The following is a 21569-nucleotide window of genomic DNA, read 5'->3' as shown; positions in this document are numbered from 1 at the left end:
GTGTGGTGCTCGCTCCTTGCCCATATAGAAAGAAAGGCTGCGGAGGAATGGCGTTCAGTCAGGAAAAGGCGGCACCATTCCTGTGCTTAGCAGGCTTTTTTTGTGGTGAGCGGGCTTGTCCGCGCTGGGCTGCGCAGCGGCCCCAACAGGGCCGCCGCGTTTTTCCAGAGAGAACGCAGTGTCGGGTTTTGGGCGTGCCCGCAGCCCGATGGCTACCGCGTACCGAACGCCACCAACACGCTCAGCGCGCCCTGGTTGTCTCCCAGGCCGATGCCGTAGCGTCCCTCCAGGTCATCGTTGATGCACAGTTGCAGCTCACCGGTCTGGCCGGGCGGGACCTCGCCCAGGTCGCCCACCAGAAACGGCGTGCCGGTACTGCCCACGCGGCCGATCAGCGCGCCCTCATTGGCCCCCGGCAAGGTGTAGCCCGCCTTGGCGATCAACCCCGGGCTGCCATTGCCATCGACCATCCCACCCACCGGGCTGGCCAGCCATTTGCCGCTGACATACCGTACCAGCCGAGGGCTCGGCCCGCTGATCTGCACGCCGGTGCCTTGCCATGGCTGGTTGGCCTAGACCTGCACGGTGGTGGCTTTGAGCTCGTTGCACAGCGTATCGCCAGCCTGGATCGACAGCGCAGCGATGGTCAGGCTCGGGTTGGACGTGCCGGTGCTGGGGAACACGCCGTCGCCTACCAGGAACAGGTTCTTGTGGTCCCAGCTGCGCTGTTCTTTGTCCACCACCGAGGTCTTGGGATTGTCGCCCATGCGGTAGGTGCCCATCAGATGCCCGGCGCCCTGGAATGAGTAGGACTCGCCCTGGTAGTCGAACACGCCGGGCGGGATGTTCTGGGTCAGTTCGGTGGCGCCGAGCAGTTCGGTAATGATATGGGTGGCGAGCAGACGCGCTTGCTTGAAGCCCTCCTTGGTGTAGTCCGACAATTTATAGTGGATTTCCGGGCGCGGGATGCCCAGGCGGTCTTTGTATTGGCTGGACGGCACGATGTAGCAGTTGGCGTTGTCGGGGTCCTTTTCCACCTGTTCCACCAGAAACCCGATGCGGAACTGGCGCGTCAGCAGGTTGTTGAGCTGCTGCACCAGCGCGGTGCCGAACAACGCCTGGGACGGCTCCTTGGGCGGCTCTTTGCCGGGCGACAGCGGGTTGGTGCGGCTGACGTTGGTGCCATCGATCAGGTCGGCGACGGTGGTGTAGGGGTCGCCGATCGGCCAGTTCCAGCCTTCATTGCCGATCTCGATGCGCCACGCCGCGCGTTGGCTGCGAAAGGCGCCATCGCGCAGGCTTTCGATACCCGAGGTGGACACCGGCCCACGGTACGGGAACACCGTCTTGCCTTCGGGCATCAGGCCCCAGGCCAGGTAGATCGGGTGGTCGGCCAGGCTGCGACCGACCTGGCCGCTGCTGTTGGCCACACCGTTGGGCCAGGCGCTGCTGACGGAGTTGAGCAACAACTTGGGGGTTTCGATGGCATGGGCGGCGATCACATACCGTTGGCCCGTGGCCACGCCTGTGGCGGTGGCGGGCCCGTCGCCCAACTGGTACTGGATGAACTCGATGCCGCTGACGGTTTTGTCCGCCGCCACCGTCACCTTGCTTGCCACGGTTTTGTAGAGCACCCGCACATTGCCGGTGTTCAACGCGTTGTTCATCGTTATCGTCGCGTCGTACTTGGCCTGGATCGGGCAGATCGGCGTGCAGTTGGTATTGCCCGCGCACACGCGTCGACCGGCGTAAGGCTGGGAGTTGCGGCCGGCGGGTGTCGGGCTGACCACCAGCGGCAGCCCCTCGAACGACTGGCCCTGCACCGCGTTGACGAAGCTGCCGTCCACCAGCGACAGCGGAATGCTGGTCATCGGGAATTGATAGTTGGTCGGGAAGGTGATGCCCAGGTACCCCTGATCGGCGACATTGGCGGCCACGCCGATTTCCGCCTCCGCCCGGCAGTAGGCACTTTGCAGGTCGTTGTAGCTGATCGGCCAGTCCACGCCCACGCCATACAGCGACTTCATCTTGAAGTCGTTGGGCAGCATGCGCAGGCAGGTGGCCACCCAGTGCCAGGTGGTGCCGCCGCCCACTCGCTCATAGGTGCTGGTGAACGCCATTGGGCCTTTTTGCACCAGGTAGCTGACGTCCGGGTCGTTCCAGCCATTGATCAGGTCAGCGATGGTCGGACGGGGCGCGTTCTGTTCGGCGGGGTTGCGCGCCGGGCTCAGGGTGCTCACCGGCGGGTAGGGCGATTCGGGTGATTTCAGCGTGGCGGTGTAGAAGCGCTCCAGGTACTGGTTACGGTTGGGCGGGATTTCCGGGCCGGACTCCAGCACCAGCACCTTGACCCCCGCCAGGCCCAGTTGATAGGCAATCAGGCTGCCCGCCAGGCCGGCGCCGACGATCACTACGTCTGCTTGTTCGGTACTCATGACGATGCTCCTGTCTGGGGGCTGGCCGGCACGCCGGTGAAGTCTTGAAGACTCGGTGGCACTTCGTTCCAGTAGCCGAAGAAGAACTCGCTGTAGCCCATCGGGTGGGCCTGGGCGATTTTCCAGGCCCAGCTCTCGGTGTAGGCCTCACTGCTGACCACCGTCTGCTGGTTCACGGCAAACCCATCCTGGGTATACGGCTGGTACCACACGCCAAGCAGCCACAGCTTCATGATCGCGCGTGCCGCCAGGGCCGTTTGCGTGGTGGCCGGCTGACCGTTCTGCATCAGGATCGCGGTGCCGATCTGTTGCGGGGTCGCCTTGTCCGCCACGAGCGTGGCGTATTGGGCGAGCAGGGCACTCAGCACGTTTTGCCCCAGCCTTGGGCCGATGAATGCAAGGAAGGTGGTGGGCAGGCCGATGGGGTCAACGGATGGTGCCAACAACTCTTGATCGATGCCGGTGAGCACCACACTCAGGCCGGTGAAGTTGTCCAGGTCGGTACTCATGGCTGACTCCCTGTCGCGCCGGTGGATTGGGCGCGCTCCAACAAGTAGGTGAAGTCCGCGAAGCTGGTGCGCGGCGATTGGGTCACGTGGGTGGCGGCGTTGCCGTGGCAGGCGATGCAACTGGACGACGCCTGGGGCACGGTGCCCTGGATGTAGGTTTCCAGCGTGGCATTGGCGAGGAACGACGGCGCAGGCTTGCCCAAGGGGACAGTGGCCGAGATCTGGCACGGTGGCTGGCCGGTGAGGGTCGGCCACTGGGTGCTGATCAACTGGTAATTGGCCCACACGCTGTTGGGGTTCACCGTACGCAACAGGTTCTGGTAGGTGGTGTTGAGGGTTTTGGTGGCGTCGGTCAGCGGTATTTCTCGCACGATCTGCGACGGCGTGGCCTTCACTGCCGGGTTCCACGGCCGGGGCGGCGGCTGGTTGACTTCGGCCTTGCTGCTGGCGTTATAGAACAGGTACGGCCCGGTGCGCTCGGCGGGCGGCGTGGTTTTTTCCGGCACGTTGTCGACATGCTCGAAGGTGGACCACACCCACTGTGGCGCACTGGTGGTCTTGTGCACGATGTGCAAGCCCACCAGCCCTACGGGTTCGGCGGTACAGGACTCGGCCACCACCGGCCCCTTGCTCGGGTCGCTGTTACCGGGGGTGTACACCAGCGCATCGACGGTGTGGAAATTTTCAGGCTTGTCGTTGCCGTCCAGCACTTTCCACGACGCCTTGACCATCAGCGAGCCGACCTCGCTGGTGCTCGGGTTGCCGCAACTGAACGCCACGGCGTTGGTCGGGCTGGCGGCAAAAAACGCCTGCTGACCCTGGATGCTATACAGCCCGTTGTTGACGATGCCGTCGAACATCGACTGGTTCACCACGATTTCATTGCGTGTGTACACGCCGCTCTGGTCCACCAGCGGGCCGCTTTCGAAAGGCTGGATAAACTCATCGAGCACATCCGGCACCTTGCCCATCTGTTGCAGCAACCGCCCTGAGCCCTTGCCTTCACAGGCTTTCGGCACGGCGGCGGGGGCGTGGTAAGGCTGCGGTTTCTGCCCTTGGGGCAGGAATATCTGGTAACTCTCCCGGTAGCTTTCCCACACCGTGGCCGCATCCTGCTGGCCGATCTGTACTTTGGTATTGGGGTTGCCATCGGGCAAGGCAGGCCAGCTCAGCGCGATGAACGTCTGCCAGGACATTTCATCGAAGTTTTCCTGCAGGCTGGTGAGGGAAAACGGCGGAGTCGCCGTGACATCGAAGGGTATCTGCGTGGACAGCGTGGGGGCCGCGACAACCACCGGGCTCAACAAGGCGCCGAACAGCGCGCAGCCGAACCATGGCCGGGGCCGATGGGGTTCCATTCTCATCGTTATCTCCTTGGCATCAGGCGCCAGGAGATTGCCGGTCCGTCGTGGACTCTTCACCGCGCCTCCTGGCACGTTGGTGAGCGTAGATAACGTGGTATGGGCGGGTGAATGGACGGCTAGACCGTTTTGCAATAAAGGCAATCGCCGCATCGAAAACCAGGGATTTCGGGGCGGTTTGACAGGGCAACGGGTGCAACTATATTGGTGATGTCAAGACGCAATCACAGGCCGCTCGCATGGATGGGTATGGTTCACTTCGACGCAGATTGCGTTGGCCCAGGCGATGGGGGCGGTTCGCCTGTCTGGTCCTCTCGGGTGCTTGCGCGTCACTGTTGGCGTTCGCCACCGACGCCGGCGAGGAAGACACCCCGATCAGCTTCAGGCTGGCACCCCGAGCGCTGAGCGACAATGACATTCAAGTATTTAACGGTAGCCCTCCAAAGAGTGGTGACTGGCGGTCCATTGCAATCAGTGAGGGGGGGACCTGTACGGCGACCTTCGTTGGAAAGGGAGTACTGTTGACCGCCGCTCACTGTGTGGTGCTGGACAATAACCGGTTTGCCTCACCCATCCGCATTGGCCCGTTCACGTATCGATGCTCGGTGGATCCGGCCTATCTGGATACGAAGCAGATGCCCAGCGTTCGCCACCCCGCAGATTATGCGCTATGCCTTGCCGAGCCCTATGCCGGGAAGGTTCCCGACACGTTCCTGCACGTGGTCTGGGACACGCTGGATCTGCGGGCAGTGGCTGAAAACGATGTGTTGCTGGTGGCGGGCTACGGTTGTGTCTCATGGGTGTTCAACCCGTCTACCGGCACTATCAGCGAAACAGAACCGGATAAAACCCTGGCCGTGGGCGATTTCAAGGTCAAAGGTTTGCAGGCAGACACCTTCTCCAGTGAGTCGGACGGCAAGACCCGCAGCGCATTGTGTGCGGGTGACTCCGGAGGGCCTGCGTTCAGTGGCGTCAATGCGATGAAGCCTGGCGGTGCCCGCACCATTCGGGGCGTCGCCTCCAGAACCTATGTAGACGAAAACACCGTGGTGTCGTACTTCGCGGCGTTGTCCACCGCACGGTTTGCCACGTTCCTGGCCTGTTGGAGAAAGGCCAATCCCGGCGCCCATGTGATGGTTAAACCGCCCGCCGCAGCCACACAGGGAGAGTCGGCATGCGCCAGCGCCATATCGTCACGCTATTAAGCCTCCTGGCCAGCCCTGCGTTCCACGCATCGGCCATTGAACCGGATAACGCCTCGACGTTTCGTGCAACCCGCGCCCAACTGCCCGATGCGCTGGTGAACTACGTCGCGACCCATGCCGAGCCCCGGCTGCTGGATCGCGCGACTTATCCCGCAGCCCATCAAGTGAGTGCACAAGGCGTCATCGAACTGCTCTGCGGGAAAAACCTGCCTGAATATGAAGCGGTATGGCGCCAGCGCAATGGCCTGCCCAATACATTCGACATGCGCAAACCCATGGGCGACAAGGCATACACACTTAACTGGCCCGCGTGCTTTTACATCAGAGACACGAACAGCGAATTTGTGGTGCAGCCCAATCGAACGCTCAGTGGCAAATTCGTCGAGCGTATTGGCCGGGCAGGGTCGGCCCGTGAAATGCAGGCGTATTTCCAGCGTGCCAACATTGACGATGTGCAGCCCGGAGAGACGGTGCCTCTTCCTTTCGCCACCGAGTCTGTCACCTTCACGCCCAGCGTTGACCGGGCCGATTTCGAACGTAACCTCACCGCACTGTCGGTCAAGCTCGAAGGGGATTCGCGCACCGCTGCACAGAAGGTGACCGTCAAGCCCAAGCTGGCCGATGAGATCGTGACCGCCGTCAGCGATGCCGGTGTGGCATTGCCTGACTGCGTTGGCAGCCAGGCCACACCCTTCGATGCGGCCAGGGTCAGGCAACGGTTGTCGGTGCTGCACCACGCTTATAAAAAGTCGCTGAGCAACGTGACGGTCATGGTGCTGGACAATGGCTTCAGCGCGGCGCACCTGACGGGTGCCGAGTTGACCTTTGCCAGTAAATTCCCCAAACCGTTGTTTCAGCTGAGCGATAACAATGGAGAGGAGGAGCTGGAAACCCCGGTCGCGATCTCTGATGAGGTCCGCCTGCAACCGCTGATCCGCCTGGCTGAGGTGAATGCGCCGCGCGCGATTGCGGGGCATGGTACGCACGTGACCGGCACGGTCATCGGCGGACAATGGATGGACCCCGTGTCTACGCTGTTTGTCTCCGGTGACCAGGAGAGTTGGCTGCGCTTGCGGGTAATTCCGCTGTCAGCCGGTACCCAGCGGGTCTCTCGAATCGCACTTGACGAGGCCATGTTCCGGGTCGACCTGAGCCAGCCGAAAATCGTCAACATGAGTGTCCGTTACGGCTCGGGGCAGGACGAGAAGCTGAGAAAGGTCATCGTCGACAACCGCAAGACCCTGTTTGTGGTGGCTGCCGGAAACGACTCAAGGGATGTCAGTAGCCGATACGGCAATGACCCTTCACTCATTCCGGCCAGCCTGGGCGGGGACAGAAACGACAATGTGATCTCTGTCGGCGCAGAAAATGGCTACGGCTACCTGACCCCCTTCAGCAACTACAGCGCCTCGCGCGTGGATATAGCGGCATTGGGTTGCAACGTTGCTTCTACGCTCGATGGCGAGCAAGTCGACTTGCTCAGTGGTACCTCCCAGGCCGCCGCACTGGTGAGTTTTGCCGCGACGCTGCTGGCGCGTCATGGGTTGGACGCCAAGGGCATCAAGCGCCGCCTGTTGATCAGCGGTGATCTCCTGGAAGGCGTGCTTCGACTGGATAACGGTAAGCCGCGCGCAGTGGCGGCGAATGATCAGTCGCCCGCGCAGGTCTATTCACGTTCGCGGGTCAATATCGAAAAGGCGATGCTGTTCAACCGGGACTATCTGCGCCTGCGGGTCAAGGGCGCCGCGAACAGTGACGCCCCACCCAGAGACGTCGAGCTCACAGGCGATCTGCATGTGCAGGGCGCAATCGACTGCGGCGTGGCCACTGACGGACAGCACATCTTTGCACTCAAACGCAGTGCTTCCGGCGGTTTGTGGTGCTTCCGCCATGACCAGCTCGCGCCTTCAATGGCGTCGCCAGGGGATGACTTTCAAGTGTTTGTCGAGGTCCGCGACGAGTTGAATGTCCCCGCTGGCGGCTTTTCGCGTTATACCCCAGGGCAAACCGTTGAGGTGGCGCTGGGCGATCTCCAGGAATTCATTCGTTCGGAAAATTACTTGCGAGCCACCCAGGAGGAACAGTGACATGCGCCATTTCGGAACGGCTTTTGCGGTTGCAGCCTGCGTCACCACGGCGAGTTGCACGACTAACCTGCAATCACACACGCCCTCCGACACGGGTATCACACAGGGTGTGACTTATCATCTGCCGGAGCTTCACTACGACGTCGAGGTGAAGCGTACCTTGACCCAGTGCCCCATCCTTGCGGATCAGCATCACCCTGATGCGATCGGACAGATCGAGTTCCAGACCCGTGCCACCGTCACGCCACGTACTGTTGCCGGGCAGGAGGTGGTGATTGATGTCGAGGCATTGTCGGCGTTTACCAAAATCACCAGTTTTGAGCTGGAACGTTACCCCAACGGGATCATCAAGTCGGTCAACGCCAAAGTGGATGACCGCACGGCCGATGTGGCCAAAGAGGCGTTCAAGGCGGTGGTGAGCATTGGCAAGATAGCCATCGGCTTGCCGACACCTTCCGCGACTTCGGCGGGCCTGACCAAACGCAGTTATTTCCTGGCTTGCAGTGTCGGCGCCAGCGCGCAGGTAGCGGCCATGCCGGGGTTGCGCCAAGCCGTCAAGGACCGCGATGCGGCGTTTAAACAGGCGGATGAAGCGCTGAAGGCGTTCAATCAAAAGCACCCGGTGGCAACCCGCAAAGGCCCCCTGGTGAACCAGGCTGCCCAGTTGGAGCGTGCACAGATGCTGGCGAAGGAATCGCAGACGGCGGCAGGCGAGGCACTGACCAAGGCGCTGGATGACATCACGGTGGTCTCCCGGTTTACTTACGTGCCAGGACAAACCTCCACGGACCGACCCGTCCTGGCTGCCCGGCACGCCCAGGGGTTCAAAGTATGCAGAGGGGAGAAACCTGCTACGCCAGCCTCCTCGGAAATCAACGGTGTCTATAACAGTCTGGTAGATGCGGTGAGTGGTACCACATCACCTCAATCCATTGTGCAACTGCGCTCGTTGTCCAGTGACCGTACCGGAAAGTCGCGCTGGCTCGTGCATACTCTCGGGCCTGATCTCACATTCGACTGCAATCAGGCCGTCAAGGCGCAAGCTCACTGGAGCGATGGCACCGGCCAGCCTGGTGCGGCCGAGCGCGCCGAAATTGCCGCAGCCGTGCAGGCAGTCTGGGAAAATCCCATAGCGCTGGATGAAATCAGCTCGACCATCAAACGTCTGCAAGCCACCGATGTACTGATCACCGCCCACACGCTTTCATCGGCACGTGCCCCCCTGGCGCTGGGCGCCACGCCCACCTGCACCGCCGACGGCAACCAGCGCTGCGGCATCCTCTACCGAACCCCGCTGCCGGCACGTTTGCGTATCTGTCGCTACCTGTCAGACACCCAAGGCATCCCGAACCCCGGGCAATGCCACGCCTTGAGCAGCACTGACCCGGCCGTGCTGGTCACGGACGAACGTCCCATCCCACAATTGGGGCACCTGGCCTCGCTGGGCTTGCGCAACGGCCCGTTCACCAACAATGAACTGTCGGCCTCGTTCAACGAGGACGGCAGCCTGATCACGATGAGCTACAAGAAACCTCGTGCTGAAGCCGTTGCCATCGGTGAAACGGTCAATTCGGGCCTCGACGCCGTGACCGCCATCAAGCTCTATTCGAACGGCAGAGAACTGCGCGAACTGGCGGACGACAAGGCTGTTGCCGACGCGCAGGTTGCGTTGCTCAACGCGCGCAAAGCGCTGGTTCAGCCACGGGAAATCACCACGCTGGAGAACCAGGCCAGCCTGCTCAAGGCACAGGGTGCGTTGATCGATGCGCAGATTCAACTGCACAAGAAGCAGGCCGAACTGGATGCGTTGAATGCGTCGACAGAGGGCAGTGCCGTGCCGTGACCGCTGCTGAACCGAGTGCGCGAATTCCTGGTGGCCAGGCGGATTCTTGAGCGGGACTGATCCGGTTTCACAATTATTCACAACGCCGATCTACCCCTGCCGTTCCTACCCATCCTCTGTTTCGAGACCACGCCACGGCCAAGTGCCTGTGGCGACGGTCATCGTTTGGTAACCCTTTTGGCCTTTGCTCTCTTTGGATCCCAACTTTGTCGCTCCAGACGGTTACGCATCAAGGAGAACGCCCATGTCAGCACCGGTCAGCAACGCCCCCGAGATCAAGACGCTCACCAAACACGATTCCAGCGCCGAATGGGGCGACGCGGTCGACCGGGCCAAGGCCAAGGACGCCGGCATCGAGTGGAATCGCCCGAAGGATGATCACCGTACTGCCCAGGAAATCATCGACGACACCCCGTTGCTCAAGAACCTCGGTAACCAGAGCGGGGTGAAGGACAAGCTGCGCGAGCGCACCGGTGATTTCGAGCATGACGCGGATGCGGCCTACCGTGCCAAGCAGGTGTTGGAGCATGTCGAGCGTTTCGACGAGAACGGCTCGCGCCTGGTGGGCGGCGACATCGACAACGGCAAGGTCGACGGCTTCACCAAGGGCGGCGATGCCAAGCATGGAACCGAGGCCGGGCGCCTGCAAGACTTCGGCAAATACGGCTGGGACAATCTCAAAGGCGAGCTCAAGCACATCGAGACAGTCAACGACGATCCCGAGGCGCGCTCCAAGGCCGAGGCCGCAGGCATTCGCTGGGAACGCCCGGAGGGCGATGAGCGCTCGGCCCAGGACATCATCGATGGCAGTCCGTTGCTCAAGAACCTCGGCAACCAGAGCGGCGTGAAAGACATGCTCAAGGAGCAGGTCGGCGACTTCGAACACGACGCCAACGCGGCGTACCGTGCCACCCAGGTGCTCGATCATGTGGTGCGTTTCGACGGCAATGGCGAGCGCCTGGCCGGCAACGACGTGGACAACAGCAGCATCGACGGCTTCACCCGCGATGGCGAAGCGCGGCATGACACCGAAGCGGGGCGCCTGCAGGATTTCGGCAAGTTCGGCTTCGACAGCCTCAAGGGCAAACTGCAGCACGCCGATGACGTGGGCAAGGACGACAAGCGCCGCGAGGCCGCCGAAAAGGCCGGTATCGTCTGGGAACTGCCAAAGGACGACAAGCGTTCGGCCAAGGAGATCATCGACGACAACCCGTTGCTCAAGAACCTCGGCAACCAGAGTGGCGTGAAAGATGCGCTGAAGGAGCAGGTCGGCGATTTCGACAAGGACCCCAACGCCGCCTTCCGCGCCATTCAAGTACTCGACCGGGTAGTGGGCTATGACGAAAGCGGCAAAGCGCTGACCGGCAAAGACGTGGCCAACACCAGCGTCGACGGTTTCACCCGCAGCGACGAGGCGCGCCATGGTACCGAAGCCGGGCGCTTGCAGGACTTCGGCAAATACGGTTTCGAATCACTGGCCAAGCCCCAGGGCGTTGACGAGGTCGGCAGCTACAAGGACTTCCTCAAGGCCAATCCGGACGCCGACGCAGGTTCCAAGCAAGTCGCCCGTTACGCCGGGATCTTCGACGCCAAGTACGATTCGATCCGGGGCAAGACCGGCGCCGATGGCGCGGTGACCCAGCAGAATATCAAGGACTATCTCGCCCAGAACCCGCAATTGAGCAAGGAAGAAAAAGAGGCGCTGAACTTCTTCTCCCAACCGGGCGCGTTCCGCAAGCTCGATACGGCCAGCAACAACATCGGCGACAAGCCTGACGGCAAGGTCAGCCGCGACGACGCCCAGACCTGGCTGAAAAACGCCGCGCCCAAGGATGCCCAAGGGCTGGCCAGCCTGATCACCGATGTGTCCGCCGGCAACGTCACGCGCAATGTGGACACCAGCAAGCTGGACAAGGACATCTTCGAACACCCGGAAAACTACAGCGCCGAACAAAAAGCCGCGGTGCTGCTCGACTTGCAGGACGCGCAGAAGCTGGTGGTCGATGGTGCCAACGCCGGGGTGTGGAACAGCGACTACGGCAAGGTTTCCATCGCCAACCGCTCGGGGGCGGTGTGGGAGCCGGAGAAAGTCTTGCAGGACATCAACGATCACATGAGCATCCTGCAAAACGACAAGGCCACGGCTGACTACCTGAAAAAATCCGGCGATGAGGCCGTGAAAACCCTGTTCGAAGAAAACCCCGGCCTGAAAGAAGCGACCACCAAGACCTACGAAGAACAGGTCAAGTCCGGCAAGGCGCTGGACGCCGCATGGGACGCGAACACCAAGGACGGCAAGACTGACCAGCCCACCGCGTTGGCCAGCTTCTACGCCACCGCCACCAGCTTGCAATCGATCCTGGGCGTCGACGATGCCAAGGCAATCCAGGGCGCGGTTGCCAAGTCCTCGCACAATGAAGACTTCAAGACCTTCTACAAAGACCAGTTGGCCAGTGGCGAGCGCATGCGCGAATTGCTCAAGGACAATACACCGGAGCAGGCAGCCTCGGAGTTCAGCCTGGAAGTGGCGCTGTATAACTCCGCGCTGGATCCGGAGTTCACCGCTAAATATGACAAGCAGCTCAACGACAACTTCTCCACCATCACCCAGGAAAATCTGTTCAAGGGCGCCACGTTCGATGACCTCAAGACCGCCTTCGGCAAGGACGGCGGTGCGGATCTGGACGAAGACAAGGTGCGCAAGCTGATCGACCAGGTGCGCAACGAGAGCCCCGAGCTGCTGTTGAACGCCGACGGCACAGTGGCCACCACCGACCAGGTGCTGGCGGGTTTCCGGGGGGACTGGGATATGTTCCGCCAGGGCACCAAGGCCCTGGACAAAATCGATGAGTTGTCGAAGCTGGGCGCCGCTGGCGACCCCGACTTCAAGCCGATACTCAACCCGGATGGCAGCCCCAAGCAATCCTATAAAAGCGGCGTTCTGCATGGCGTGAGCGGGCTGTTCCTGGCCGGTGTCACCATCGCCCGTGGTGCGCAGAGCGGCGGCAAACTGACCGACCGCAACATCGTCGACATCACCACCGGCTCCGTGCAGACCACCACCGTGCTGATCGAAGGCGGCTCCAAGGCCTATCAGCAACACCTCGGTGAAGCGATCAAGAAAGGCGAGACGTCGGGCAGCGGCACGTCCACCAAACTGCTCGACAAGATCAAGGACAACCTCAAGGGCGAAAACGGCGTGAAGGTGGCGAAGAACTTCGAGGAAGCCGCCAAGGGCTTCGGCGGCCTGGCCAACATTGTCGCGGGAGCCTACGGCATCTTTGACGGCGTCAACGCCCTGCGCCGGGGTGACAAGCTGGCTGGCGGGTTCGGCATCACCGCAGGCTCCCTTGGCGTCCTGGCCGGCAGCGCCTCGGCGGTGGAGGGCGGCCTCGGCCTGCTCGGCGCCAACCTGCCACGGTTCCTCCCGGGCCTGGCGGCCACGGCTGGCGTGTTGGGCTTTCTGGGTGCCGGCGTGGCGGTACTGGCCACCCTTATTCCGGGGCTGGTCAAGGAAGGGCAGGAGCAGGTCAAGTCCGACAAGTTCGGCGACCTGCTCGGCGATGCGCTCGAGCGCTACAAGATCGATGGCGTGCCGGACGGGACCATTGACGACATTCCGACCAAGGACTGGCCGGGTGGTGAGCAGTGGACCTCCTGATATCCAGGCCACAGCCCTTGTAGTGAGCGGGCTTGTCCCGCGCCGGATAGTAGAGCCACCGCGTAGTCCGGTTTCGGGACCGCTTCGCGCTCCAGCGCAGGCGGTGCGACGATTCGACAAGCCTGCTCACCACAAAAAGCGGCCGTCACTTCAAATCCACTGTAGTGAGCGGGCTTGTCCCGCGCCGGGCTGCGCAGCAGCCCCAACAGAGGCATCGCGTAGTCCGGTTTTGGGACCGCTTCGCGCTCCAGCGCAGGCAAGCCTGCTCACTACAAAAAGCCGCTGTCACTTCAGAATCACTGTAACTTTGTAAAGTTACGAATATAAAAATTTACAAAAATAAACAGTTATGGGTTTTTAGTTTGCACGTTATTGTCGTCGGCTTTTAAGCGATCGCGATATTTAAGTTGGATGGGGTAAAAAATAAAAGAAGGTTGCCATTGGTCGGCTAACAAGTAGCCTTTTTGAGCTGTAGTTGACAGACTTATATATCTGCCCAAAAACCTCTCTGTCAGCCCAAGGACGCTGGCAATGAGCGCGCTGGCCGCAAGACAAGAGACTTGCGGTAGCCTGCGTCTCGACACGGAAGACCTATCTACTTGCGTCCAAGAGCACAACGACATGTTTTTCAATGCCCGCAAAAAAACCATTGCCGTGTTGCAAGCAACCAACTACCAGAACACCGCGCTGATAACGGCCATCGATAGCGCCATGTTGACCATGACCTTCGATTGGCAAGGCGTTGTTTTGCATGCAAACAGCAACTTTCTCAAAGCCTTGGGCTACAGGCTGGACCAAGTGGTCGGCCAGCCTCATCGCCTGTTGTGCCCCCCAGACTCTGCTCGCACGGCTGACTACAACGACCTATGGCAGCGACTGCGCAGCGGGCAGTTTGGGTCGGGTACGTTCGAGCAAGTCTGTGCGGACGGTACGTCAATATGGTTGGAGGCCAGTTATCAACCTGTTTGTGATCAGTCCGGAAAGTTGATCAAAGTGGTCATGTACGCGTTGGACGTCACCGTTAAAGTGCAAGCCGAAAACGAGGTCCGTGCAAAATGGCAGGCCATTGATCGGGCCATGGCGATTATCGAATTTGATCCCGACGGGACGATTCTGGCGGCGAACCCCAACTTCTTGCAGCGAGTGGGTTACAGCCTGGCGAGCATTCAGGGCAAACACCATCGTGTGTTCTGCAAACCCGAGTTGGTCAATAGCAGCGCTTACAGCGACTTCTGGCTTCGGTTGAACAAGGGGGAATGTTTCAGCGGCCAGTTCGAGCGCGTCGATAGTCAGGGCCGGACCCTATGGCTGGAAGCCAATTACAACCCTGTGTACGACGCCAAGGGCAAGCTGTGCAAAGTCATCAAGTTTGCCTCGGATATCACGGCCATGGTGGAAAAACATGCTGCCGATGCCCAGAGCGCCAGTCAGGCCTACCACATTTCCTTGCAAACCCGGGATGCCGCCGAAAAAGGCTCGCAGGTGATTCAAGAAACGGCCAGCGGCATGCGTGAAATCGCTGCCGATATCGATCAGTCTTCAGCGTTGATCACGCGGCTCGGCGAGCGCTCGGAGCAGATCACGACCATCGTCAACACGATTCGGGGGATCGCCGACCAGACCAATCTTTTAGCGCTGAACGCCGCGATTGAAGCCGCTCGTGCGGGTGATCAAGGGCGCGGGTTCGCGGTGGTGGCCGATGAAGTCCGGCAACTGGCGGCGCGGACCAGCGGCTCAACCCGGGAGATTTCCTCGATGATCGAGATGATCCAGAGTGAAACCCGCCAGGCCATCGACAGCATGGAAAGCACTCGAAACCGTGCCGCGCACGGCGTGGGGCTGGCCAATCAAGCGGGTACGGTGATCCTGCAGATTCGTGAGGGGGCGAACGATGCGGTGCAGGCCGTGAGCATCTTTACCCGCGAGCAAGGCACTGCATCGGTCTGATCCGCCAAGTCGCGCGTAGTGTCGGCTGGACGATAGTGCAAGAAGTCGGGATAAACCGGCTATCTGCCGCCTGGTTTTCTTGCCGACACTCCGGTACCTCAGGACTCATTATCAGGGGCACCGAAACATGCAGACTTCGAACCATTTGCGTCATTCTCGCGATTTGATCAGCGCCACGCTCTTGGCGTGCATGGCGCTGCTGTCGCAACCGACAAAGGCGGTTGAGCCTGACAGCGTTGAATCCCGCAACAAGCAAACCGTCACGCAAGCGTTCGATCGCTGGGCGAGCGGTGGCAATGGCTTTTTCAACGAAATGCTGGCGACAGATGTCGTCTGGACGATAAAGGGCTCGGGGCCTTCGGCAGGCGTGTTTAAAGGCCGCAAGGCTTTCCTGGCTGAAGCCGTGTGTCCTTTCGCTTCTCGACTGTCGGCTCCGGTGCGCCCTGTGAACCAACGCATCTGGGCCGAAGGTGACCACGTCATCATCAACTGGGAAGGCGAAGGACGTGCCCGCGACGGAGCTGTCTATCGCAACAGCTACGTGTGGATATTCCGGATGCACGACGGGCGCGCGGTGCAGGTAAGTGCCTATCTGGACCTCTCGCAATATGACGATGTTTTGCGCCGTATCGAAGTGCCGGACACGTGCCTGAGCTGACGGAGCGGCTGAAAGGGCGTTGCGCCGTTTCGGCAAACCTCGCGAAATCTACAGGCTGTCCGGATCGCCAAAGAACATCTGAATCCGCGACCGCAACCACCGCTCCCCGGGATCATTGTCCTGCGACCCCCGCCATGCCATGTGCAGTTCGAACGAGCGCACTGGCAGTGGCGGCTCTTCGGCGCGCAATCCGCCGGCTGAGGTCAGGGCTTCGGCCGCATAGTCGGGTACGGTGGCCAGGATGTCGGTGCCGGCCAGCAATGTGCCCAGCCCGTTGAACTGTGGCACGGCCAGGACCACGTGGCGTTTGCGGTCGAGCTTTTCCAATTCTTCATCGATAAAGCCGCTGAGGTCCCCGGCGAAGGACACCAGTGCGTGAGGGCGGGAGCAGAAGTCGTCCAGGGTCAGGGAGCCTGGCACGCTGTCGGCGCGCAGCAGTTTCGGCAGGCTGCGGCGCAACACCTTGCGCTTGGCGTTGGCCGGCAGGTCGGCGGTGTAGCTGACGCCGATGGAAATCTCTCCGGACGCCAGCAGGCCCGGCATCAGAATGTAATTGACCCGCCGCACCACGAGCACGATGCCGGGTGCTTCGGCGCGCAGGCGTTTGAGCAGTTGGGGCAGCAGGGCGAATTCGACGTCGTCGGACAGGCCGATGCGGAATACCGCGGTGCTGGTGGCCGGGTCGAATTCGGCGGCGCGGCTCACGGCGGTGGAAATCGAGTCCAGCGCCGGGGAGAGCAGGGCGAAGATCTCCACCGCCCGGGCAGAGGGCTCCATGCTGCGCCCGGTGCGCACAAACAGGGGGTCATCGAACAGACCGCGCAGGCGCGACAAGGCCGCACTGATGGCCGGCTGGCCAAGGAACAGCTTCTCGGCAGCGCGGGTCACGCTGCGCTCATGCATCAAGGTTTCGAATACGATCAAGAGGTTAAGGTCGACACGACGCAGGTCGTTACGGTTCATCTTGTGTCCTGGAAGAGTCAGCGAACTTGACGAGAGCGGCCACATAGCAACAATGGCCAGCATGAATCTTACGGGGAAAGGCTGGTACTCTGCACCGGCTAATTGAGATTTCCTACGATGTTTGAGGTGTATTCCTCAGTTGCGGAATCAATGACAGGCATGTCGACTATTAACGGTGACCGGTGGTCTTACCTGGAAAGCCCAGATAGAGTTCATGGCATTAGAGGTTACTTTGACGAGGTTTGCGATGTCCCGCACGATCCGTTTTCACAAGTTTGGTCCGGCCGAGGTGCTCAAGTGCGAAGAGCATGCAGCCGCGCAGCCCGCACCGGGCGAAGTGCAGGTGCGTGTCGACGCGATTGGCATCAGCTGGTACGACATTCTGTGGCGCCAGAACCTGGCGTCTTCCCATGCCCGCCTGCCATCGGGCCTTGGCCACGAGATGGCCGGGGTGGTCGTAGCCCTGGGCGACGGCGTGGATGACTTGGCAGTGGGCGATAAAGTGGCCAGTTTTCCGGCCGAGAGCCCCAATGATTACCCGGTGTATGGCGAACAGATCGTCCTGCCCCGTTCGGCCCTGACCCGTTACCCGGATGTCTTGAGCCCGATCGAAGCCAGCGTTCACTACACGCCGCTGCTGATCGCCTACTTTGCGTATGTGGACCTGGCGCGGGTCAAGCCCGGGCAATTTGCCTTGGTGACCGATGCCAGCCATTGTGCCGGCCCGTCCTTTGTCCAGTTGGGCAAGGCCCTGGGGGTACGTGTCATCGCGGCCACCAAAGACAGTGACGAGCGCGAGTACTTGCTGTCTCTCGGGGCAGAGAAGGTCATCGTCACCGAGGAGCAGGACTTGCTGATGCAGATCAACAAGTTCACCGACAACCGTGGCGTCGATGTGGTATTCGACGGCCTGGGTGGTCCGCAGATGTCGTTGCTGGGTGATGTATTGGCCCCGCGTGGCAGCCTGGTGCTCTACGGCTTGCAAGGTGGTAACCAGACACCGTTCCCGGCCTGTGCGGCGTTCCAGAAGAATATTCAGTTTTTCGTGCATTGCATCGGTAACTTCACCGGTAAGCCGGAACTGGGCATTATCCAGGACCAGGTGGCGCTGCAACGGGCGCTGCGTGACATCAACCAACTGACCGCCGACCGGGTACTGGTGCCACTGAAAACCACCGTGTTTCCCTTCAACCAATTCGTTGAAGCCCACCGCTACATGGACGAATGCCCATGCCGTGAGCGGGTTGCGTTGCAGGTCGAAGCTGTTTGAATTGTAGGAATATTCGCAAATGAGTATTCCTGCCCCCAGGCGCATGGGGTAAATGCGCCATTTGACAGGGCTTAAGCTGCATGACCGCTTGGATGCTTTTGCATCGCCCTGCACCGTAAACGATGTCTTTCTCCCTGACGCCGCCCTGAATTCCAGCGCGGCGTTTCTGTGTGTACGAGATTCGGCCGGCACCGTAGGTTCATCTGAACTGGTTTCTGGCTCGGTTCTGTATCTGTTAATCATTATTCCAGCACCGATAATTGTGCCTTCACTGTCATCTCAAGGATTGAGCAATGATTGAACTTCTGGCATTCGTGCGTCGAGATTTCGCAACTAACAGGGGCGTGATTGAAAGGAATCAAACTATGGGTATTTACACCAAAGAATTTTTCCGTTATTGGCCGAGTTCAGTTTTATTCGGAATGAGTGTGTCGGAAGAATCTTTAAAGTATCGGCTAAAAACGCGCGGGAAGACGTCGGAACCTTCCTAGGGTAAGGCGCAGTGGCAGGGAAATGCCTGTAATAGAGCGGCTTATCCGCTTGTTAAATCCAGGCCCTCCACCGAGTAGCCGATCTCGTTTTATTACGGGGTGCTAGTGTTTGTTCATTGGCGCGCTGTGTGAAACACAAGCCTCTTAATACATGAAGTCAGGTCGAGCGACTGCTGTTTGCAGTTGTGGGGTACTGATATTTCAACTCAGGTGGTAAAACTATGAGCGCTATTCACGAACAGGCAATGAACTATGTTTACCAACAAGTTCTGCAGCGTCTGGCAGGGCACTTCACTCGCGCAGAGCGTACGGCGCTTCAATTATTGATCCAGCGCATTATCGTGGCGGCCGGAGGCATGGAGCAGGTGGGGGACTACAAAGTCATGGTGGCGCATGGCGGCGGCGAAGTCAGCAGCTACACCCTGGCTCTGCTGCGCGCCGCCCAATTGACCATTGCCGCCCGTGCGCCTCGCACGTTTCAACTGCGTGTCGCCACGCTGCGCCACGCCGGTGTGACCCAGGGCATGCTGGACACCCTGCACCGTGGCTACAGCCGGCTGTTCTTCCATGATGACCCCCGGGTCGAATTGTTGATGGTGGAGAACCACGAGGTACTGCCGTTCAATCATCAGCGACCACCGTCCAGCGCCGGGCGTGAAACCAGTCAGCGCAATATGCTGATGGTGGGCCACATGACCTCCGGTGATATTCGCGCCACGCTGTGTAACGACACCTACATGGCCCTGGGCGATTTCTATCAGCGTGTGACCACGTGGAACGGCGGGGTACATGCGCTGGTCAGTGGCGACGCCTCACGCAAGCAGAGCCAGTTCCTGGCCTGGATGAAAAAGACGGCACAGGCGGCAGGTGTCGCGGTTGCGCCCACGCGCCCGCTGTCGCTCAACGGCCTGTTTGCACGCATGGACGACTGGAGCGCCGGTTATTACAGCGACTTGTACGGCGAGCATGCTGCGGTCCAGGAACATCCGGGCAAGGTCGGCCATCGTCACTTGGCCTACATCGGCATCGCTGATTTGCTGGAGGGTATCGAGCCCGGCACGACCCCGTTGCTCACCGAGTTCATGGCCCATACATCCGACCCTTTCGGCTTTCATTTCAGCCATCCGGACTGCGCCAACCCCTTGTTGATGGCGCATCTGCGTGGCTTGCAGGCGCAGTGCCTGCGTGAGCTGGAGTATGCCGAGGGCGTCGAAGGATTTGTCCAGCGGGCCGCGACGTTCATGCGTGGCCACCATATTTCAGAAGCCTTGATCACTCAGGCGGGGACGCGCGAAGGACGCTTGTTGTCGAGTGCCTACGCCCACCAGTTCTTCGGGTTGGAGGAAGCGCAGCTGGTGTGCCTGTTGTTTTCACCCTTCATTCACCACGGCGAACGTCTGGAAGGCTATTTGCGTCAGTGCCATCCCGGCATGCTGGTTGCACTGCCCGAGCTCCACAAAGCCTTGCAGGGCAAACCTTGCGCCGACATGTTGCAACAATGGATGACGGACATCAGCGGCCTGCCGATGCCCTTGCTGCAACACCTCTATCGCAAACGTCCGGCGGGCATGGAGCGCGATAATCCTCACTGTCTTCCCCCTGTGGTCCATGAAGCCTTGCAACTGTCGGGACGATGAGCCTGCGCGGCGAGCGGCAGACACACTTCGCGTATCAGGCGGTCTATCGCTACATGATCAGCCTGATCAATGAAGTGGCCGGCGATGTCCCGGCCAAACTGCCGTCCTTGCGGCAGTTATCACAGCGTCTGAGTGTGTCGATCTCGACCATCCAATACGCCTACTCGCTGCTGGAGAAGGAAGGGCGGGTCTATTCCGTTGCCAAGTCGGGCTATTACGCCTGGCCGATAGGGGCAGGTGCGGCGACCTGTGCAGGTGGCGACTTGCTTGATCGGCTCTACGCCGCCGCCCGCAGGCCCGGGATGATGGTGCTCAGCGGCGATGAGCCCACGCGGCTGGCCTCCCTGGACGGTACCTTGTTGCGATTGGAGCGGGAGCTGGTGCGCCAGTACCCGCGCCACCTGCAGCCCTGGAGTCAGCCATGCGGGGTGTGGGAGCTGCGGGCCGCGTTGGCGGCACGCTATACCTCATCGCCAACACGCTGCTGGCATGCCGACGATGTGTACATCGGCGCCGATCTGCGCGGGGTGCTGGAAATCCTGGTCGACGTACTCGACCTGCGAGGCGCGGCGGTGATTGTCGAGTCCCCGTGCGACTGGCTGATCCTGCGCCTGTTGCAGGAGGCGGGCGTGCGGATCATCGAGCTGCCCTGGCTGGGCGACGGCCACCTGGACCTGACGTGTTTCGAGCAACTGTTGCGCGATGAGCCGGTGCACCTGGCAGTGCTGTCCTCAACGGTGAGCTTGCCGTCGGGAGTGGTCATGAGCATGCCTGATCGTCTGCAACTGGCCCAGTTGCTTGACCGCTACGGCTGCTGGCTACTGGAAAACGATACCTTCGCCGAGCTGAATTTCATGCTGCCCCAGGTCCCGCTCAGGGATCTGGTCAGCCCGGAGCGCCTTATCCTGTTCTCATCGTTCGAGAAGATCCTCGGGCCGGAAGTGCCCTATGGGTATCTGCTGTCGCGGCGCATGAGCGATGAGTTGCAGCGCCGCTTCCTGTTGCGTTCATTCCGATTGTCATCGATCCGTCAGCGTGCGGTCGCGAGGCTGTACCAGAGTGGGCGTATCGACCAGCATCTGCGCGCGTTGCGCCAACTGTTGCGCGAGCAGGCCGGTGAAATGAGCCTGCGCCTGGAGCGGCACCTCGACGGGCAAGTGCAGTACTGCATGCCCACCGCCGGCGCGACGTTCTGGCTGGAGGCAACACCTGCGGTAGACATGCGTCAGGTCTTCCAGCGTCTGCTGGTCCAGCAAGTGGTGATCGCCCCCGGCGAACTGTTCAGCGTTTCGGGGTTGTACCGGCAGTACCTGCGCGTAAGCCACACGTTCCAGGGGCAGCCGGACCTGGAGGTGGCCCTGCTGGCGTTAAGCGAAGCGTTGCGACAGGGATAGGCTGACGGAGGGCGTATGAAATATCTGTTGAATCTGTAGGATCGATACCGTCGCACAGCAGTCCAACTCTCAGTAAACTGCCATTTTTTCCAAATCCTTCTTTCCGAG

At 60.8% G+C, this 21569-nt stretch carries 12 protein-coding genes and 1 pseudogene; 9 read left to right on the top strand and 4 right to left on the bottom strand.

Features of this window, described 5'->3' with window-relative positions:
* Positions 1–212: 212 nt before the first annotated feature.
* The 3 genes and pseudogenes from ACW9IB_RS14240 to ACW9IB_RS14230 all read right to left on the bottom strand — a co-directional run bounded on the left by ACW9IB_RS14240 (position 213) and on the right by ACW9IB_RS14230 (position 4308).
* Positions 213–2435: pseudogene (locus ACW9IB_RS14240) on the bottom strand (GMC family oxidoreductase).
* On the bottom strand, positions 2432–2944 hold the full coding sequence (locus ACW9IB_RS14235) for a sorbitol dehydrogenase (RefSeq protein ID WP_457366261.1): 513 nt from the start codon (positions 2942–2944) through the stop codon (positions 2432–2434). The pseudogene ACW9IB_RS14240 and the gene ACW9IB_RS14235 overlap by 4 nt, the downstream one beginning before the upstream one ends.
* Complete coding sequence (locus tag ACW9IB_RS14230) at positions 2941–4308, bottom strand: cytochrome C (protein ID WP_457414149.1); 1368 nt, start codon at positions 4306–4308, stop codon at positions 2941–2943. The genes ACW9IB_RS14235 and ACW9IB_RS14230 overlap by 4 nt, the downstream gene beginning before the upstream one ends.
* Positions 4309–4544: 236 nt before the next feature.
* Between ACW9IB_RS14230 and ACW9IB_RS14225 the strand changes: the two genes are divergently transcribed.
* The 6 genes from ACW9IB_RS14225 to ACW9IB_RS14200 all read left to right on the top strand — a co-directional run bounded on the left by ACW9IB_RS14225 (position 4545) and on the right by ACW9IB_RS14200 (position 15706).
* Positions 4545–5510 (top strand): trypsin-like serine peptidase, encoded by a 966-nt coding sequence (locus ACW9IB_RS14225; protein WP_457414148.1) that lies wholly within the window; start codon positions 4545–4547, stop codon positions 5508–5510.
* Entirely contained in the window at positions 5480–7597 is a 2118-nt protein-coding gene (locus tag ACW9IB_RS14220; protein ID WP_457414146.1) for a S8 family serine peptidase, read from the top strand. Before ACW9IB_RS14225 ends, ACW9IB_RS14220 begins: the two co-directional genes overlap by 31 nt.
* A 1-nt stretch (position 7598) precedes the next feature.
* Positions 7599–9440, top strand: a complete 1842-nt coding sequence (locus ACW9IB_RS14215) for a hypothetical protein (protein WP_457414145.1) — start codon at positions 7599–7601, stop codon at positions 9438–9440.
* 244 nt (positions 9441–9684) lie between these two features.
* On the top strand, positions 9685–13101 hold the full coding sequence (locus ACW9IB_RS14210) for a type III effector HrpK domain-containing protein (protein ID WP_457414144.1): 3417 nt from the start codon (positions 9685–9687) through the stop codon (positions 13099–13101).
* Between the two features lie 621 nt (positions 13102–13722).
* The gene (locus ACW9IB_RS14205; protein WP_457414165.1) at positions 13723–15048 is read left to right on the top strand and encodes a methyl-accepting chemotaxis protein; all 1326 of its coding nucleotides are present in this window, start codon (positions 13723–13725) and stop codon (positions 15046–15048) included.
* 127 nt (positions 15049–15175) lie between these two features.
* A complete protein-coding gene (locus tag ACW9IB_RS14200) occupies positions 15176–15706 on the top strand; it encodes a nuclear transport factor 2 family protein (protein ID WP_457414143.1) in 531 nt (176 codons plus the stop codon).
* A 48-nt stretch (positions 15707–15754) separates the two neighbouring features.
* Here ACW9IB_RS14200 and ACW9IB_RS14195 read toward each other — a convergent pair whose 3' ends face one another.
* Positions 15755–16669 carry a LysR substrate-binding domain-containing protein gene (locus ACW9IB_RS14195; protein WP_457414141.1) on the bottom strand — a complete coding sequence of 305 codons (915 nt, stop codon included), beginning with the start codon at positions 16667–16669 and terminating at the stop codon, positions 15755–15757.
* Between the two features lie 247 nt (positions 16670–16916).
* Between ACW9IB_RS14195 and ACW9IB_RS14190 the strand changes: the two genes are divergently transcribed.
* From ACW9IB_RS14190 to ACW9IB_RS14180, 3 genes are all read left to right on the top strand, one after another.
* Entirely contained in the window at positions 16917–17939 is a 1023-nt protein-coding gene (locus ACW9IB_RS14190; protein WP_457366223.1) for a zinc-dependent alcohol dehydrogenase family protein, read from the top strand.
* Positions 17940–18651: 712 nt separating this feature from the next.
* Positions 18652–20067, top strand: a complete 1416-nt coding sequence (locus ACW9IB_RS14185) for a hypothetical protein (RefSeq protein WP_457414139.1) — start codon at positions 18652–18654, stop codon at positions 20065–20067.
* Positions 20064–21461 (top strand): aminotransferase-like domain-containing protein, encoded by a 1398-nt coding sequence (locus ACW9IB_RS14180; RefSeq protein WP_457414138.1) that lies wholly within the window; start codon positions 20064–20066, stop codon positions 21459–21461. Before ACW9IB_RS14185 ends, ACW9IB_RS14180 begins: the two co-directional genes overlap by 4 nt.
* Positions 21462–21569: the final 108 nt, after the last annotated feature.

The sequence above is a fragment of the Pseudomonas sp. SDO524_S393 genome (assembly GCF_054071875.1).
Note: the sequence above shows the minus strand (reverse complement) of the source record. Positions and strands in the feature narration are given on the sequence as shown.

Coding starts and splice junctions, on each gene's coding strand:
- ACW9IB_RS14230 (WP_457414149.1), bottom strand. CDS start 4,308: ATGAGAATGGAACCCCATCGGCCCCGGCCATGGTTCGGCTGCGCGCTG.
- ACW9IB_RS14185 (WP_457414139.1), top strand. CDS start 18,652: ATGAGCGCTATTCACGAACAGGCAATGAACTATGTTTACCAACAAGTT.
- ACW9IB_RS14200 (WP_457414143.1), top strand. CDS start 15,176: ATGCAGACTTCGAACCATTTGCGTCATTCTCGCGATTTGATCAGCGCC.
- ACW9IB_RS14225 (WP_457414148.1), top strand. CDS start 4,545: ATGGATGGGTATGGTTCACTTCGACGCAGATTGCGTTGGCCCAGGCGA.
- ACW9IB_RS14210 (WP_457414144.1), top strand. CDS start 9,685: ATGTCAGCACCGGTCAGCAACGCCCCCGAGATCAAGACGCTCACCAAA.
- ACW9IB_RS14205 (WP_457414165.1), top strand. CDS start 13,723: ATGTTTTTCAATGCCCGCAAAAAAACCATTGCCGTGTTGCAAGCAACC.
- ACW9IB_RS14180 (WP_457414138.1), top strand. CDS start 20,064: ATGAGCCTGCGCGGCGAGCGGCAGACACACTTCGCGTATCAGGCGGTC.
- ACW9IB_RS14220 (WP_457414146.1), top strand. CDS start 5,480: ATGCGCCAGCGCCATATCGTCACGCTATTAAGCCTCCTGGCCAGCCCT.
- ACW9IB_RS14190 (WP_457366223.1), top strand. CDS start 16,917: ATGTCCCGCACGATCCGTTTTCACAAGTTTGGTCCGGCCGAGGTGCTC.
- ACW9IB_RS14215 (WP_457414145.1), top strand. CDS start 7,599: ATGCGCCATTTCGGAACGGCTTTTGCGGTTGCAGCCTGCGTCACCACG.
- ACW9IB_RS14235 (WP_457366261.1), bottom strand. CDS start 2,944: ATGAGTACCGACCTGGACAACTTCACCGGCCTGAGTGTGGTGCTCACC.
- ACW9IB_RS14195 (WP_457414141.1), bottom strand. CDS start 16,669: ATGAACCGTAACGACCTGCGTCGTGTCGACCTTAACCTCTTGATCGTA.